Annotated in this window: 9 protein-coding genes; all 9 read left to right on the top strand. The window is 33.7% G+C overall.

What is annotated here, in order from left to right; genetic code table 11:
* The first annotated feature begins 364 nt into the window (after positions 1 to 364).
* Positions 365 to 1,282, top strand: coding sequence for a metal ABC transporter solute-binding protein, Zn/Mn family (locus DNJ75_RS12570; RefSeq protein WP_117003808.1), 918 nt, complete (start codon positions 365 to 367; stop codon positions 1,280 to 1,282).
* 66 nt (positions 1,283 to 1,348) lie between these two features.
* On the top strand, positions 1,349 to 2,017 hold the full coding sequence (locus DNJ75_RS12565) for a hypothetical protein (protein ID WP_117003807.1): 669 nt from the start codon (positions 1,349 to 1,351) through the stop codon (positions 2,015 to 2,017).
* Positions 2,018 to 2,173: 156 nt separating this feature from the next.
* Positions 2,174 to 3,130 (top strand): hypothetical protein, encoded by a 957-nt coding sequence (locus tag DNJ75_RS12560; protein WP_117003806.1) that lies wholly within the window; start codon positions 2,174 to 2,176, stop codon positions 3,128 to 3,130.
* Positions 3,127 to 8,286 (top strand): Lcl domain-containing protein, encoded by a 5,160-nt coding sequence (locus DNJ75_RS12555; protein WP_117003805.1) that lies wholly within the window; start codon positions 3,127 to 3,129, stop codon positions 8,284 to 8,286. Before DNJ75_RS12560 ends, DNJ75_RS12555 begins: the two co-directional genes overlap by 4 nt.
* Positions 8,287 to 8,466: 180 nt before the next feature.
* Entirely contained in the window at positions 8,467 to 14,013 is a 5,547-nt protein-coding gene (locus DNJ75_RS12550; protein ID WP_117003804.1) for a TcdA/TcdB pore-forming domain-containing protein, read from the top strand.
* A gap of 294 nt (positions 14,014 to 14,307) precedes the next feature.
* Positions 14,308 to 14,949: a recombinase family protein gene (locus tag DNJ75_RS12545; RefSeq protein ID WP_206609110.1), complete on the top strand. Its 642-nt coding sequence runs from the start codon at positions 14,308 to 14,310 to the stop codon at positions 14,947 to 14,949.
* Positions 14,950 to 14,958: 9 nt separating this feature from the next.
* Entirely contained in the window at positions 14,959 to 16,566 is a 1,608-nt protein-coding gene (locus tag DNJ75_RS12540) for a DDE-type integrase/transposase/recombinase (protein ID WP_117003803.1), read from the top strand.
* Positions 16,567 to 16,568: 2 nt separating this feature from the next.
* Positions 16,569 to 17,540, top strand: a complete 972-nt coding sequence (locus DNJ75_RS12535; protein WP_117003802.1) for an AAA family ATPase — start codon at positions 16,569 to 16,571, stop codon at positions 17,538 to 17,540.
* A gap of 10 nt (positions 17,541 to 17,550) precedes the next feature.
* Complete coding sequence (locus tag DNJ75_RS12530; protein WP_117003801.1) at positions 17,551 to 18,588, top strand: Fic family protein; 1,038 nt, start codon at positions 17,551 to 17,553, stop codon at positions 18,586 to 18,588.
* Positions 18,589 to 19,111 lie beyond the last annotated feature (523 nt).

Below are 19,111 nucleotides of genomic sequence, written 5' to 3'. Positions count from 1 at the left end.
TCTGAAACATAATAAGAATTGTCATAATTTCACTCACTGCTAACTGTTGCGCTTTGCCATATTTTCTGTTTCTATCCATGCCAATTTGTTTGAGTTTAAGTTGCTTTTCATAGATAATGCAAAAGTCGTCTATGCGGCAAAATGTTGAAATAAGTAGTTCTATCATGTTGATCTTGAGAAATTACCATAAGAATTACTTATTTTAACACCATAAAACCCTTTTAAATCAAGGATTTTAATTCCGAACTCAGGTTAGCAATATCTAGCTAGAAAGGTTAATAATTTCCATTCAGTAATAATCTGATAAGCAAAAATTAATATTAGTACTCACTTGATACAATACTTTAGTTTTAGGAGTTAAGTTATGTTAAATAAATATTTAAATCAAATCTTTATGATACCGTTATTTTTATTGTTGCTTTTGGGACAAGGAAACTCTTCTATAAAGGTTGTTGCAGCAGAAAATTTTTATGGTAATATTGCGGAATTAATTGGCAAGGAGCATATTAAATCAAAAAGTATTTTAAATAACCCAAACATTGATCCACATCTTTTCACAATATCTGCAAAAGAAGCAGTGATGATTAAACAGGCTCAAGTCATCATATACAACGGCGCTGACTATGACTTATGGATAAAGCCTTTATTAAATACATTAGACTCTAAACAGGATGTTATAATTATTGATGTGAGTAAATTATTAGGCGTTAAAAAGGGAGATAATCCGCATATTTGGTATAATCCTGAGACATTTTTGCTTTTAGCAAAAGAGCTCGCCACCGTTTTTAGTCAAATTGATCCTCAGCATAAAAAATTCTTTGAAGAAAACCTAATCCATTTTAAAGAACGTTATAAAGACTTATATAGAAAAATAAATAAATTAAGAGGTTTGTTAAATGGAATGAATGTTTCAGCCACAGAGCCTGTTGTAGGCTACATGTCAGATGCTCTTGGACTTAAAATGCATGGGCAAAAACTTCAGTGCTGTATGATGAACCATGCAGAAATATCTCCAAAAATGCTTGCAGAATACCATGATTTGTTTAAGCATAATCAGATTAAGGTGATTTTTTATAACCATCAAGTAACTAATAATGTGAGCAAGAATATTCTCTTGTTGGCTAAAAGGTATAACATTCCAATTATTGGTGTGTTTGAGACTATGCCTAGCAACTGTGATGCAATAAGTTGGCTTCATTCTGTTTTAGATGAAATATCAGATAAAGTTTTATTAACAGATGCTGTAAATTTAAACGCTAATAAAAAGTCTAATAGCGATTAAATGACGTTCATTAGCGACATGGGGATGATTATTGATGGTAAAGTGGTTCGTTGAGGTCATAATATTATGGATAAAAACTTTAAATATAGATTAATATTCTTGGTCATTTTTGTCTGCATTGTTATTGGCTATGCTTTTTATGACACAAGTAGTGAATATAAGTCAATTATTAGTCGACAATTAGAACTGCAAAACAGAGGGTTATTAGATAATGATTTAGAGGCTGAAGCATTAAGAAAAGCTTTTGATCAAACAAACTATATTCAGCAAGGACTATTAGAGTCTCCACATAAGATTTATATTATATTTGATCCTAATTGTGGATTCTGTAGTATATTGTTTGACTCTCTTGAACCATATGTTAATGCAAAAAAATTGTCGATTAGATGGGTTCCATTAGGAATATTACATGAGACTAGCATTATTAAGTCATTAGAAATTTTGACAGCAGAAGAGCAGATTGAAGCTTTAAAACAAAGTAAAAACAACAAAGCTAGAAGTTTGTTATATAGACAGTATGTGCCAACTGAAAAAGATATTGAACTTTTAAAGCAGAATCATGCAGCATTGGATGGCCTTGTTAAGCATGTACCTATTGTTCTTTATAAGAATGAATTAGGAAGAGCTCGTATAGCGGGGGGATCAGAGCTTTATATGAGACAGGGCGCTGAATTTGAGCACTCAAACTCAGAAACTTTAAATAAGTTCTTAAACAAAGTTAGTGATAAATGGTAAATTAATATGCTGTAAAATGCTTGTTAGAGAGAATTTTAACTATATAATCGGTTTATTAAATTCACACTACTAATCTAAATTTACTGATAAATATTTAATTAAATATTGGTATAAAAAATAAGTGTGTTATAACAAAGAAGGAGGTATAAAGTTTTGATGATTACATTAAAAAATCTTTTTTTATACCTCAGTTCATTGCTTGCTTTTATATTAAGTACTTTTACTACTGCTTATAGTAAAGAAAAATCCGATCTGTTTAGGGTGCAGTTGCAACTGGAACAGTTGATTAATGAAAGCTTTCAAAATTCAATATTTAATAATATTTCAACACATGAGCAATCATCATATATAAGAGATGTTGCATATGATTTAAGATCGGGGAAAAATACTGTTCTATCAAGTATAGAGGCTTTATCTACTGATTTTTTATATCATAGAGGTCAGCGCTCTCAAAGTAATGAAGAAATGCTTATAGAGGTGTTGAACGACGAAAGCTTTGGCGATGGTGGTTTTAATTTTGGATATTCAAATCATTTCAAACATGCTCATTATTTGTTTGTAAGTCAACTGGCTAAACATCAAAATAATGAGTTATTGGAGCATGAAGATGCTAATTACTTTGCGGTTGTTGTGCCTGATAGTGATTTGTTATATTTAATCATATCGTCTTTTGCATTATATTACTTCGCTAATTCAAATTTCTTTAATAAACTCAAATCTATCCATAGCAATAAAATACTATCTTATCTACAGAAAGCTATTTCTCAATTCAGTTTTATCTCATTATTAATTTTATTATGTATATGCCTATTTTCTTTGCTGTCTTCATTCATACAACGCTATAGATGGTTAATTAACCTGACATTAATAGGCAATATGTTTATGCATAGCAACTGTATCTCCAATAAGTTTGATATGCCTTTCCTCATTCGGAGGTTTATTAAAACCAGTAAAAATATATTTATAGCTATTAATATAATAGCTCATCATTTTTGTAAGCCAGTTGCATTGAATAATTTTGGTATATCACGGTTCGATGCAGTTATTTTTAGTATAAAGAAAAGTATCAATATTCAATTTTCAAAAGTAAAAATAAAACGAGGAATATTATGAAAAGGTATATACCTAAAGCGAAATTATTTTATACGCTAATGGTTAGTGGTTTGTTGGTTGCTTGCGGGGGAGGCGGAAGTGATGGAGACAGCAGCTCAGGAAGTGCTGCTGCCCTTCACTTAAGTGTATCAGAAAAAATGATCACCAAAATTCCAGACTATATTGCTCAGGGGAAAACTGGCATTGGTGATGTTACTATTAAAGTTCTAAATCAAAATAATAAACTTAAAGTAGGCTCAACAGAAGATGGGCAAGTACTTAAAATTCAAGATATTCGTATAGAAGGTGCTCAATTAGATAAAGACCACTTAACATCTGATTTATGTATATCTTCAGATAATTCATATAATGAGTTTCAAGGATCTTGTACACTTCCTCTTTTGTTTAATGACACCCAGCAATTAGGTGAAAAAGACATTCATATCAAATTCACCTTAGAGAATGGACAATCAGTTGATTACACTAAGAAAATAACCGTTGTTGATCAGTACTCACCTAAATTACTTCAAGCACCACTCTTGAATTCATTAGAGCCTTTAGATAGCAATATTTATATGTCTAACACAAAAAATATAAGTATTTACAACCCACTAGCTTATGCATTGAACAATGTTAAATTTAGTCTTGGCAATAATAACACTCATAGCTTGAGGGTGATTGAAGCAGGAGAGACTATTGATATAATTGCCAACATGCCAGATACAGTAAGAACCTCTCTAAGACCCCATGATTATGCCAAAGGGAAAATATCTTCTTCAAACATAGGAGGTGAGTTAGAGTTTTATGTTTTAAATGATAGTTTGAGTGTTGCTCATATTGATAATCTATATATACAAGATCTCAGTCAAAACAATACGATTAATTTAAAATTGTATAGCCCGAATGTAAAGTTTGTTAGCGCCCAATTGAAAGAGAGTGATGGCAGTGTATTAACAGAAAAAAGTAAAATGTCTTTGAATACAGAGGCGCTAGACGGTATTGAAGGCTATTTGCAAGTCGGTTCAGTATATGAGTTTAAAATTAATGATGTAACTCCATCAGCGCATGGTCGTAAAAAACTTGAAGTCACTTTAGCGTTGACGGATGAAAGTAACGTTGAAAATAACAAAAATATCACCCTAATAAGTCATATAGAAGTAGCACCTATCGAGCTTAATATCAGTTCTGAGAATGTGGTTTTAGATAATGCGTCAAGAAGCAGTACGAATATAACCTCAGAAGATGAAATTTATAAAATCACAATAGAAAATAACTCTGAATTTGATTTGATTGGAGGTAAAAGCTACCTTGAATTAAGTGGGTTGAAGTTAATAAGAAAAGAGCTTGATGATTCTTCGAGTAAGTTATGTGCTACTCCATATAATGATGAAGGAATAGCGTTATCAGGATTAAATGCCAATGGAACTTGCCAACTTTATCTACAACTAGATTCAACAGATGACAATATTAGCAAGTTTCCCCAGTTTACGATCAAAAAAGGAGAAAGCAATCTAGTAGCGGATCAGTCTTTTGAAATAAAAGCGTCCAAAGCTATGCATGATGCCTTTGTGAGTAAACCTAAGAGGCTAGATGAGAAATATTATTCATTAGATGTTTTTAGTCAGACTGAAGGTGCTAAGCTCGTTTTAGACTTTGAGAATATAAAACCGGTAGTTGTTGACAATGGCAATATAAGAAGCCTGCAAAACCAGAATGTAAATCTATGTCAGCAGTTATCCAATGATGGTCCACAATACAGTACGCTATTAAATAATGCATCATGTACGATTATTTTAGAAAAAGAAGATGTCTTAAAAAATTCAAAGATCAGTTATAAGGTGATATCTAAAGCTGATGGCGAAAATGAAACAGAAGCATCTGATACAGTCAAACTCGATAACATCCTAACCCAAGGAAATTATCACTTTCTAACATCAGAAGATGTTTATTTTATTGACAGAAAACATATCATCAAGCGCATTAATAGTTCAGCAAGTCAAGATGAGCTATTGAGATCTGTAGTAACTTCAGATTTGAGTCAAGAAAACTCTGGTATTTCGGAAGTAACGGCGATTGCCAGTGATTATAAAGGCGATTTTTACATTGCATCAAATATTAAAAGTCTTATTCATAAACTTGAATCAGCTGATACAAATATTGCAGCACCTTTTATTTATTTGCCAAGTAATGATTATATAGAAGATATATTAATGAAAAATAGAGAGCTATTTGTTTTATCTTTTAATCCTGTTAGCAATGAAAATTCATTTTATAAAATTAACTTAGATACAAAAAAACTGGCTAAGATTAAAACATTTAGTGGCTCGGTCAATAGAATGAGATTGATTGGCAATGACATTCATGTGTTGGGTAGCAACTTATCATTTGATCAAAGAACCCCTACCAATATTTTGGTCTATCATACTAACATTGATAATCCGCAGTTGAGTAATGGTTCTATACCTTTCTTAGATAGTCTTGATGAGAGTGTTCTATTTGATGCGGCATTAATCGGTAGTAATTATTATTTGGCAACATTAATGAGTGGGGTTAACGGTTTATATACAACTGAATATCCATTCCAAGCAAATGCACTGGCTACAAAAATTCCTTTTAATGACAAGAATTTTTCAACACGAAATGCTTATATTAGCAGGCTTGAACCTAGTCAAGATGGTGCTTTATATGGCACCTCAAGAGGGAGTAACACTCACTTGCTTGGACGATTAAAAGCTTCTGATGATGGGCAAACGTTAGAGTCAAGAGCAACAACTTATATTAGATCATTTGTGGGTGCTAAGGATGGTGTTTATTTTAGTTATGCTCAACGCGAAGATAGCCCTGAAAACACTGCACTTAATAACGATCAGGTAGAAAATTATTATGTCAGTAGATGGTTGGATAATAGCGATAATATTGACAATGAAAATGTATTAAAAACAGAAACCTTAGTTAATAAACTCAGCATTCAAAGCACAGAACACGTTTCAGATAATAGTTTTTTTGTCAGCATACCGCAAAAAATTAGTGTCACTGAAAGTGAGAAGTTTAGCATATCAGCCAAAGTGTATGGCAATGAGGAAAACATTAGCTATTCTTGGAGTAGTGATTTACCAGACACAGAATCACGTATAAATAGTTCTAGTACCTTTAGCGGAAAGTCACCTTATTTTGAGCGTAATGGAAATAATGAGTACCAAATATCTCTTAAGGCTTCTTCTTCAGGAGCTACGCAAACGGTAAAAGCTTTAGTTAACGTTAATGTAGATGAAAAATCAAAAGGTAATGCTTCAATTTCAGGCGACAATAGAGTGACTGAAAACGATAAGATAGTATTAGAAGCAATCTATAACGCACCTGAAAACTCTCCGGATCGTGAGGCAGATTCTTATCAATGGACGATTCCCACGGGTTGGCGTTTAGACTCTGGTTCTACGACTGATAAAAAGATTACTGTTGTAGCCCCTAAGTGGTCTAACGATGCTAAAGGGGCATTTACGGTGATCATTACTGATAATGGCGGTGTGAATACACAACCTGAGTCAAAAAATATAACTGTTAGCGCTCGACCTCCTCAAATTGATTCGATTATCACTCCTATTTTAACAGGGGGGGAAACAGTGACGTTTAGTGCAAACATGACAGTTTTTGGCGGGAGAAGTATTAAGACATGTGAATGGACTTTCCCAACAGATTGGATTGTTATTGATAATTCTATTGGCTCTAATAATTCCACCTGTAAAATTCAAGTACAACTTCCTTATTATGATGCGCAGAATCCTGATAAAAAACACGATATAACCTTGGGTGTGACAGATACAGCTGATCAAATTAACACCTCAACTACAAGCAATCTTAAAATAGAAATTAATAATACGATACAGCAGCCACAGTTATCCGATAGTACTCTTGAAAATATGAGCAATAAGCCATTAATGCAAGGGGATGGTTATGATTTTAGTGAGTTATTTGATGGACAGAATGATATAAAACATTACTCTTTTATAATTAGTACTGTTTCTTTGAAGGAAGGTGATTCTCCTATTGTAAAGCACAGAGGAGATAATATACCTTTTGAGGACGGCAATACTATTATCAATGCGAAAGAGCTAGCAAATAATAAGATTGATTTTAATTATGATGCAAGAACAATGACCATCAGTAATGAGTATAAAAATGAAAATACATATAACTTTGAAATCACGCTATGTAATCTTCAAAATCAATGTGAAAAATGGGACTATGATTTTAACTTATATCCTATTCAAGCAATTAATTTTAGTGAAAGAAATTCAGAAGAATTTGCTCTTATAAATGATCTTAAAGATGGAAAAGCTGTTGTTAAAGATAATATCACAGGTTTAATATGGTATATAGATAACTCAAGAAGTTACAATTATCCAGAATTGCAGCATCAACTTAACGTGCTAAATAATACCAAGAGTCAAAAAGCTAACTCTACATGGCGGCTTCCTAATGTAAATGAGTTATATTCAATTATATCTATGGGTGAGGGTTCACACCCATCTATTCCATTTACAAAGGAACCAGTATTAAGTTCAACATCTAGTCCTGTTGAAGATCATCTTAAAATAACATTTGAGCCAGGATATGCTACTTGGTATATAAGGTATTTAGATAAAAACAATACGAATAATGCGACACGCCCTTATTTTGTATTGGAAGATAATACAGAGAATACAATACCAGTTTTGTCTCCAAGACAAAATATTGAAGAATTCTCGCTGCTTCGGTCAGTATTTAGCAGCCGATTTGTTGTAGAGAAAAATGATGCAGAAACATGCAAATACATAAAGGATATTGCTACTGGAATTAGCTGGGTATATCGAACTGATAAGAGTGTACAGTGGAGTGCGTGCCATGATAATTTGAGGCTTCCTACGCCTTACGAAGTAGGGACTTTATTTAATTATGATCAAAAGGAGTATCTATCCTATTTTGCGAAGGAGGCTTTAGGTATTAGTGATCATAGCGGGATACAAGGCTTTAGAGATTCTATTTATATGAAAGATAACTGGAAGATAAATGCTTACAATGAAATATTCAAAACCGGTTCATCTACGATTGATTTATCGCTTTTAGCTATAATTGATGACAGTAAAACTAAAGGGGGGGGAATAATCGAGATTATCGCGCGTAATATAAAGTTTGTATAAATACGTGTTTGTAAAATAACACATCAATACTTTGGGGTGACATACTATAGACTGAGCCAGTCGCACTTGAGCTAAGAGATCTATTTTAGATGAAATTGTTCAGGTTTGAGTCTTTTTAGTACTTACTTATAGGTTGGTTAAGTCGTGGGAAAATTTAAAATAATATAATGGGGTATATAAATGTATAATAAAAAAAGTATAGCTATGCTTTTAACTTCGGCATCGGTTTTAATTTCTTTTGATGCTTTTGCAATTAACAAAAGTAGTGACTTTGATAATAGTTCACAGTTATTGAAGATTAATCTTGAAAGCAATATAGATTTGTCAGGAATTATCAGGAGTGGTAACCCTTCAACAGCTGCAAAATATGATGATATTATAAACTATGCGCACAAAGTTATTGAACATCATAAAGATGACCAAGACGTTTCATCCTCAGAAACATATAAGGAGGTAAAAGAATTTCTCAAAAAGAATACAAAATCATCAACAGATGAAAATATGACTAAATCGGCAGCAATTATTGAATTTAGAAAGATAGTATATGATGGTCTCAAATCAGTCAAATTTAGCTCTAGTAAAGAATTCAGAAATTTTTTTGTGGTATTATCTCTAGTTGTCAATGGATTAGTCAATAAAACTTACGTTCAGAATGATCTCTTTGCAGCAGCTATCCCATCACTTTTCCCTTTGAGTCAAGATGATATCATAAAAGGATTCTGCTTTGCACTTTCTGAAATACACGGAGCACATAAGTCACAATACACATTAGATAAGCTTGATCAAAGAATAATATCATTTGTCAGTGAATATTATAATAATAATGAATACAAGTTTATAGCAATGCAGCTGATATCGGATTTAACTTCACTTAATTTAATGCTTAATGAAGATCTCAAAAGTTTTAAGATTTACGATGTTCTTTACAAAAAAGACTTTATAGATTTTAAAGTCTTAGACCAGTATATTTTGAATCCATTGAAAGTTTTGGCTAAGCATGTTAATAGAGACTATGTCTTGATGCTAAATAAAGAAGATTCTGATTTCTCGCATGCTGTAACATTAAAGAAAAATCTAGATTCAACTTATAATTTTTATGACTCAAATCATGGGGAGCTAAAGTTTAACAATGTAGAAGAGATAGTTGGTTTTCTTCAGGCAGCATATGAAGATGAAGGAGAAACTCTCTACATTGACATTATTAAAGAGGTAGGATTAGTAAATCAGTTATCTAAATCTATGATAGGTAAGATTATTGAATTTATTAATAGCCACTCTGCTACGATTAAAAAGTTAACTGATCAAGGTATTAAGCCTTTATCGGGGATAGAGTGGAGTACAGAATGGGATATGCCTAATAAGGAATTTTTTACAGGTGAAAATCTAGATCATAATGAAACATTTAACTATGAAAAACAACTGATTATTCAGTTACAAGGGGATACAACTAGTTTTGAATCTTCGAAGGCTTTATTTGCTAAACACCCGAAGCAAAGTGAATGGTTGCAGTTAAAAGAGGAAAGTATAGGTGAAGTATTTACTTGGTCTGAAAGATCTCAAGATTTTGTATATACATCACCTTTGAGGTTGGATAAAGAAGGTAATATTCGTATTTCACTAGTTGGTCATGGATATACAGATGGAGGTGTTAAAACTTTTGGTTATATGGAAGCACCAGAAATTATACGTAAACTGGAACCATTATTTAGTAAAATAGATCCAGATTTAGTTAAAAGTATTAAGTTAGATTTAATTGGGTGTGCTTTATTAGACCCTAGTGTTTCAATTGATAATACAATTCCAGGTAAGCTTGCTGAATGGTTAAATAGCAAATCTAGAGAGCTAGGTTTAGACTCAGAACATTGGTCTGTTGTCGCTAGAGAGCATGATGTTAAAGTTGGAACAAATGGAAAAAAAGAAGTATTTTTAAAAGGACGATGGGTTGATAAAGAAGTTGCAAATACTTATGTTCAATTGAATAAATCGGAGTTGATATGGGATAAAGACTCTGGAAAAGTTACTAAAAAACCTTTATCAAAAGATACACTGATTGAAATATCAAAGGCTATCGACACCTCTACTGGACAAATGAATGAGCTTAACGATGAATCTCAAAAGCTGGTATTAGAGCTGCATAATTTAGTAACAAAAAAAGTTCGTGAGTTACTGCAAATTGGTGAAAGACCATCTGAGCATCGAACTGAAGCTGAGAAGAAAATTGCAGAAGCACTATCCTTGATCGCATTAGCTGGTGAGTGGAGTGATGCTGTAAATAATTTAAAGTCTGAACATGCTATGCAATTAGGAGACGGTTGGCATGCCATGATTAGCACACAGGAAATTGATGGAGAAACCCATGTTGTCTTTGTTCATGAGTCTGAAGATAAAAAACCAGTCTTAATTAAAACAGATGATGAAATATTTTCTAAATTCAGTGAGACTTACACTCAATTACACCAAGATTTTACTGAACACTTAACTTTAGATCCTCATACAGGCGTTATTGACGCGAAACCTAATATGTTGGAAGGTGATGCTGTTCACACTCTGAATGCAGCATTTCTCATCCAAACATTATTAGAACATCACTCATCCCCTTCCAAGAATTTAACCTGGCCTATAAAATTACAAACCTATGTTGGTTTAGTTCAACCTTCTGTTGGTGTGATTGAAGATGGCATTCATTTGGGTAGCATGATTGCAAATGCTATGAAGTTTGAAATAAAACCATTAGAGCAAGCACTGTCAGCTATAAAAACTGCTTTTCCTACATTAAATGCAGCAGGTAGTATTTTGCCTGGGGCCATAGGTGTTATTTTTGATGCTGCTAACATTACTGGTATTATTGGAGAATTAGCAAACTCAACGAGTCAAGAAGAAACAGCTTTAGCAGCAACAAATTTAACCATGGCAGGTATAACTGCAGGTGTTAATGTAGGGGCTATTGCTGCTGGACTTGCCGGTGCAACGACTGCTAGTAGCATTTTAGGCGTGGTTGGAATTCCATTGGTTGGCCTATCTATTGGGATACCTGCTCTTGTGGAAGGCTATGAAAATGTAGCTCAGTCTGCTAATGCGCTAATAGATGAATTTAACCGAGTTTATCATTCTGTATCAATCCCTTCAATGCTATATGATGCAAGTGATTTCAGTATCAATCCTTCTAAAGATAGTAAAGTTTTATGGTCTTTAGGAAATGGGGCTGTTGTCAGTGAAGTTGATTTTATAAATAATACTGTTCATTATGGAAATGTAACAACAATGGGGACACGTGGCGGAGCATGGCATACCTTTACTTGGGGGTTAGATCATTATTTAAGTGGTCCACTTCCTGACAAGGATACTACCCTAGATGTCTATAATGCCTTTGGGTTAAGTGAAAGAAATAAGGAAGTAGATCTTAGTTATGCCTTAAATTTTTATCTTCCATATGCAGCCAATACTTACTACAGTTTTAGCCATACTGATCTACCAGGAGCTAGATATAAAAAGTCCATTGGATTAGATGCTTTACGCTCGTATTATGGTCAGAAATTTGTCTGGGTATGGTATGCGCTGCCTGGAGACTGGATAATATATGACTTGAAGCATAGCTATTATCACACAGACATTCAAATTAAGTTAGATAACAAATCACGTAATTTATTTTTCCCTTCATTAGATGATGATAACTTACGTAATGAGTTGGTATACAAATTCTCTGGGAGTGGAGGTGAATATTTATTAAAACTGCCAGAAAATAACGTTAAAGTAGAAATAACCCCGAGTCGATTAGAAAGTGAAAAATGGACATTAGATATTAGCTCAATAAAAGATATTCATTCAGACCTAAATGAAAAGATTACAATGAAAAACTCTTCATTGTATTTAGGTGATCAAGTAATTTCTTTCAAAGATGGTATTCCAAATGATATAACGCTTTATTCTGAGATAAACATCTCGGATTGGCCGAATAATGCCGAGGCGATGACAGATAAGTTGATTTTAATAGCCAGTATAGACTGCATAAAGAAAACAAAACAATTAACATTAGTTTTTGAGAGTACGAATGAGTTTCTCCCATCTATGAAGGACGGTCTTATGAGAATGGTTAAAAAACTCAACTTAAATACAGCAATTCCGGTTGAGCTCAAATTAAGGTCTGGAAAAACTACTGCTGTGGTCCATAAAGATTACTTTTTATATTTACCACCTTACCCCCTAAATAATAGAATAGGCTTTTTTGAAGGTTATGGAACTGGTTTGCCAGTAGCTTATGACATTGGACCTGTAGGTGTTGATAATATACTCACCGTTGATAATAATGGAAATCCCTTTTATAAGTTTAGTGATAATAGCTTTAGTTTATTATTAAAATTAATAATTAATAGAGGTAAGATTAATGCTCAGCCTTATGCAGCCGTTTATAAATCTAATAATTTAGATGAAGCCCATCTAAAGATTCAAGATATGAAAGGCAGCTCTATGGAAGCTTTTAGAGAATACTTGTTAAAAAATCATAATCATCATCAAATTGATTTCCCCAAGGAGTTTACCTACACAGTGGCTTATGAAGGTGATAAAGATAATGCATTTTTAAATTTCATGTTAAGCTTTAATGAAGATGATAGGCTGGAATTAAAAACTGCAGGTTGGTCTGAAAATAATAGTATACTAAGTTACGATTATGATAAAAACTCTAATTTAGTTAACATACATCTTAAAAATGATCCCTCAGAGCTTAAGATATTGTCAAAAGACTTAATGTCTGATTTATTTAATCAAAATACTGAGTTTGTCTTTTATGCAAATAAAAATTTGAATCGCCTAAGTTTACCTACTAGCCAAATACAAACATCATTTATTTTAGCCATTGATGAAAGCCATAAAGATTTTGATCTTGAAACAAATGATCTTTCCTTTAGAGAAGCATTTATTCAATTAGATGGAAAAGATTTAATAGTGCATAACAAAGCTAATGGAGTCTATACAAAACTACTTAATATGACTGATCTTCACAATTTTAGACTAAAATTCAAAGATAGTTATTATATGAATTCAAATGAAATTTATAATTATATATCTGGTATTACTCATGATTTTGATCATTGGATATCAAAAAATAATCCTATTAGTGCAACTTTTATGACTGATAACGGTCTTAATGTTATTTTAAAAAATGGGTTATGGTATACAAAAAATAATGGATATCAAGAGTTGGTAGGTCATATAAAACAGTTTATATCAGATGAAGACATGAAAAGTGTTTCATCAAGTAATTTAAAAACCGCATTTTTATCGACAAAGGGCAAGCCCAGACTGCTGTTTTCAAATAATTTTGTTTTTGAGCTAAATAATGGATTTTTTAATAAAATATTTACATACCCAGAGAATCTAACAAAAAGCATTTCATTGATGGTAAACCCATATGCTAGATTCATAGAAGATAATGATACGTATTTGGCACCTACTTTTTTCTTCATGAGAAGAGATATAGGAAGTGATATATATTATTCAATCGGTGATAGATATGAGAAAGAGTATGACCCAAGGCTACGTTATACAGGAAACCTTTTATCTTCTTCTATATATCCAAGACATAAGAGTTTGATATCAGCTTACAGCTCGAGTGAAGGAGTCATAAACCTCATTTTTGATGATGGTAGTGAATATGCTATATCGAACCTGTTGAGATCGCGCGAGGTTGAAATGTCTTATATTGGAAAAAACTGGCCATCAATGCGATAGCGGGTCTAGTCGGAATACGTCAGTAAACCGGTCATGGTGATTTTAAAATAGGTCTCTATCCCTTAAGTCATCTATCTGTTAGCGCCAGCAATAAAATGCCCCTCAGCCAGAATTATTTTGCAAACCAACCAACATTATTTTGCAAATAGAATTTTAGAACCAGAATTATTCTGCAAATGGATTTGATTTGATGGAAATAAAAACGATCGTTTATTTTGTTTTCTTTTACTCAACGAAATTCACTGGATATTTTTATAATTATGTAGTTAAATAAATCAACTTAAATGCATTTTCATGGAAGTAGCTGTTAAGATGACTGGATTGACTAATAAACAAACAATAGCTTGCTTAAGAGTTTCGACGCAGGATCAAGACCTTGAAAAAAATAAAATGGATATCTTACTTTTTGCCAATGAAAAAAATTTAGGGCAGGTTAAATTCGTTGAAGATAAAGCTTCCGGAACAATTAGTTGGCAGAAACGTGCTTTGGCATCTGTTATTGAATCATTAAGTGAAGGTGACAACTTAATTGTAAGTGAATTCTCAAGGCTTGGACGAAGCATGTTGGAGTGCATAGAAGTTATTTCACGTTGCTTGTCAAAAAAAATAAACCTATATGCAATTAAAGGCTCATGGAAGTTAGATAACTCGATACAAAGCAAAGTAATGGCTATGATGTTTTCGATTGTAAGTGAGATTGAGCGTGATCTTATTTCCAAGCGAACTTCAGAGGCATTAAGAGCTAGAAAGGAGAAAGGTTTGCCACTTGGGCGCCCAAAAGGGAAAGGCAAGAGCAAACTAGATGGTTACAAAGATGAAATATTTGCACTACTTAATAATGGTTCAACTTATACCTTTGTGGCTAAAAAATATGATACTTCATTAGGGAATCTTAAGCACTGGTTAGCTAGAAATGACTTTATTGCTAAGGGGTAATGGCACATCATGAAGAAGATTCCATTAGAGGTTCTATTTAAGCTTGACCAACAGCTTATGCACTTACCAAATAATGGCAAAGCAAGGCGGGCGTTAATAGCGGATACAGCAGCGGTATTTAATATTTCTGAAGATAGCGTATATAGGCAGTTAAGAGCACTTAATCTACACCAGCGCGAACGTAAAACGCGTAGTGACAAGGGGAATAGTAGAATTCTCCCAGAGAAAGAACTGCATTATTATTGTCAAATTATTGCAGCATTAAAATTTGCTTCAACAAATGGTAATAGACACATGCTCTCAACAGAGGAGTGCATAAGGCGTTTGGAGTCTGGAGAAGTAACAGTTAAAAATAAGATCGTGACTTTGTCTCACGGGATCCTCAAGCGTTCAACTGTTAATAATTATCTAGAGAAATATTATATTTCCCCCGATCAACTCGCGGCTGAATCAACAGTAAACCATTTTCAGGCTTGTTATAGTAACCAATGTTGGCAGTTAGATATTACGCCATCTGAATTGTATCGGTTTCCTGATCAGCATCCCGATGATCCAAGAAAAGTGATGAGCTATAGCGTGGTGGATGATCTAAGTCGCGTAGCTTACTCAGAGTATCGTTTAGCTGAAGGGGAAGATGCACTTAATGTATTAGAATTTCTCTATAAAGCCATTGCTAAAATAACTTCTGATCCAAGTGAATTACACGGTATTCCAGATTTTCTTTACATTGATAATGGTAGTTTTTCAAGCAGTCGTTTATTTAAGCGGGTAGTTAATTTATTAGGGATGAAATTACTCTCTCATTTACCAAGAGGATGCGGCGGAAGAAAAACGACTGCAAGAGCCAAAGGTAAAGTTGAACGCCAACATCGCACTATAAAGTCTGGTCTTGAGCCTATTTATAAGCTTCACGTTCCTCAAAACCTTGACGAAGCCAATCAAATGTTAGCTCAATTTATAGCTGAGCAGAATAATAAAAAGCATCCAACCTTAATGCTGAGTAAAATTGAGGTATGGAAACAAAATATGCCCAAAGATTATAATTTATCAATATGTTCGTATGAGCAATATCAATCGCTTATGAGAGAGCCTTTTGATCGACAAGTTAAAAGCGATGCAACGGTTCAAATAAATGGTATCCACTATCAGTTATCACCGCAATTTGCGGGCGAGAAAGTCACAATATTGCTTGGAGTCAATACAAATGAAGTCTGCGTGATATACAAAGATCAAGAGTTTGGACCATTCTATCCTATATCGCCGCCAACAGAATTTGGAACTTATCACCACCATAAAAAGTCAGAGAAAGAATATGCCGCAGATAATGTCATTAATTTATCTAAAGATGTAGGGTTAAATATTGTGAGACCGACCCCTTCAATTTTTAGTACCGCACAGAACATCAAAGCTACGCTTATTGCTCCTCAAAAAGTATATGAGTCTAAATTAGCAGCAAAGCTAGCTATTTCTAAGTATCTAGGTATTGCTTTGGCAGAGCTAACTGATAAACAGCGTCAGGTTATTGATAACCTTACAGATAAAACGTTAATACATCAGGAGCTTATGGATGCCATTAGCCATTATTTTCAACTTAAACTTGTTTCAAATAAGGATTAATCATGATTTTTGATGCACTTGACTATTACGGACTAACACATGATATCGCCGAAGCTGGCTTTTATAAAACAAAAGACATTGAACGTTTACAGAACAAAATTAAACAATATGTCTTAAATTATGGCAAGCTCATTGTGATTAATGGTAGCGTGAGATCTGGGAAAACCATACTGATGAACCAACTCATGCAAGAGCTCATAGATAGCAAAAAGTGTATTGTAAGTTACTCTTATAGCTCTGATCGAGAGCGCGTCACAGTGAAAACATTATTAACTGCATTATTGCTTGACTTACGCACAAGTGAGACGTCTTCTATTCCTGCGTCTTCTGAACTAAGAAATCGTGCTTTTGTTAAACTTATGCAAGAGCATAATAAGCCTGTGGTACTTTTTATTGACGAAGCTCAGGACTTGCATGGCAACACGCTATCTTCGTTAAAAAAACTCTCTGAAATGGCAAGAAAAAGTAACCAAAAGTTTTCAATCATCTTAGCAGGTCAACCGAAATTAAAAAATGTTATTCAATCACCGAAAATGGAAGAGGTTGGCTTTAGAGCATATGTAATAGATTTGGATGTGCTGTTTGTACATAAAGAAAAATATTTCCAGTGGGCATTAAAGCAATGTGTTGGAGAAAATAAAGTCAGCGAGGTAATTACCCCCGATGCTTTAAAATTACTTGCTGAATCTTTGCAAACCCCTATGCAAATTATTTCTTTCTTTAATAAAGCGATGGAAATCGGTTTTAAAGCAGGCGTTAAACCTATCGATGTATCAGTCGTTACCGAAGCGATAAAGCCAAAGGGCTTTCAAAAAGAGCTTCAATATTCAAGAGCGGGTTATAAAGTTTCAACACTTGCAAAAATGCTTCACACCTCGGAGAAAATCATTGACCAATGGTTTGCAGGAAAATTATCAGAACAGCAATCTGATGAAATTGAACAAGCGCTGATTCAGGCTAATATTGTCGTATAAGGATATTGTTATGCCATTCTTACCGCGTTTTAGTATTAACAATAAAATAGCGCAATACCTCACTACGATAGAACGTGCTCGTGGTTTTTTGGAGGCTTCCCAGCTGTCAGATCATTGGATTCAACAGATGCAGAACAAAGCCTTAATATTGGAGGCGCATCACACTACTCACATTGAAGGAACACAATTAACGCTTGATCAATCGGAAAAAATTCTTGCAGGCTTTAATGTTCCCGATACCAATAAAGATGATGTCCAAGAGCTCCTCAATTATAGGAAAGCATTTGAGTTGGTATCCCAGTCTATCGATGACAATAGTCATATTAGTGAAGCCATTGTAAGAGAAATTCACAAAAGATTGGTCTCAGATGTTAGAGGAGATTCAGCAGCGCCAGGGGAATACAGAAAAATACAAAATTACGTTGTTAACTCAAAAACTGGGGAAGCTATCTATACACCACCGCCAGCCTACGATGTGCCCATAATGATGTCTGAGCTAATATACTGGCTAAACAATGAGTCCGAAATCAACCCAATTCTGATTGCTGGTATTGCTCAATTTCAATTTGTGCATATCCATCCGTTTCTGGATGGCAATGGACGAACCGGACGATTGCTTTCTACGCTTTGTTTATACCGCCATGGATATGACTTTAAGAAACTATTTTCAATCAGCGAATACTACGATAGAAATCGAATTGAGTATTATCAGGCTTTGCAAAGTGTGCGTGAAAATGCCTTGGATATGACACAATGGTTAGAATATTTTACACATGGCTTGTCAACGCAGATGCAAGAAATTCGTCACCGTGGTGAGGATATCATAAAACTTGATGTCCTAAAGCTTAATCACGAGTTAAATGATAGGCAAACAAAGGCTGTAGAACATATTATTGAACATGGTCAAATCAATATGCAGGAATTTAGTTTACTTTGCCCAGACGTAAATAAAAGAACCTTACAGAGAGAGCTGAAAGCGATGGCTGAGAAAAAACTTATCGAGTCACAAGGTGCTACTAATAAACTTATTTACGTGTTAAAAAACTAAACTTGCGACAATCTAACGACAAAACTTGCGACATTAATTTCTGCAATAAAAATAAAATAATGGGTTTCTATAGAAATAACTAAATAGTTGGAAATCCATTTGCAAAATAATTCTGGTTCTACTTTTTCTATTTGCAGAATAACGCTGGTTCACGCAAATTTCATTTGCAGAATAATGTTGGTTGATTTGCAAAATAACTCTGGCTGAGAGTCATTTTATTGCTGGCGCTAACAATTACGTTGGATATACTGGCACTTAACCCTGTTATTGTGGAAATGTTAAAAACAGAGCAGCTAGTTATCCCAGCATAACGGTACTTTTTCATCTTTTTCATCCCTAGAGGAAGCAATTCCTCTAGGGATTGTTCCCTCTAGGTTTAAATTCAAAATAGAAAAATATAATACCCCAAGAAATTTAAACAGTATCTTTTGAAATTCATTTCCGATATATTGTTGAAAGTAAAATGAATAGAGGGCGTATTTGTGAGCACAAAAAGAGCAAGTTACTCGTCAGAGTTTAAAGT

Origin of the sequence: Cysteiniphilum litorale (assembly GCF_003428165.1) — a bacterium.
GTDB classification, from domain to species: domain Bacteria; phylum Pseudomonadota; class Gammaproteobacteria; order Francisellales; family Francisellaceae; genus Caedibacter; species Caedibacter litoralis.
Note: the sequence above shows the minus strand (reverse complement) of the source record. Positions and strands in the feature narration are given on the sequence as shown.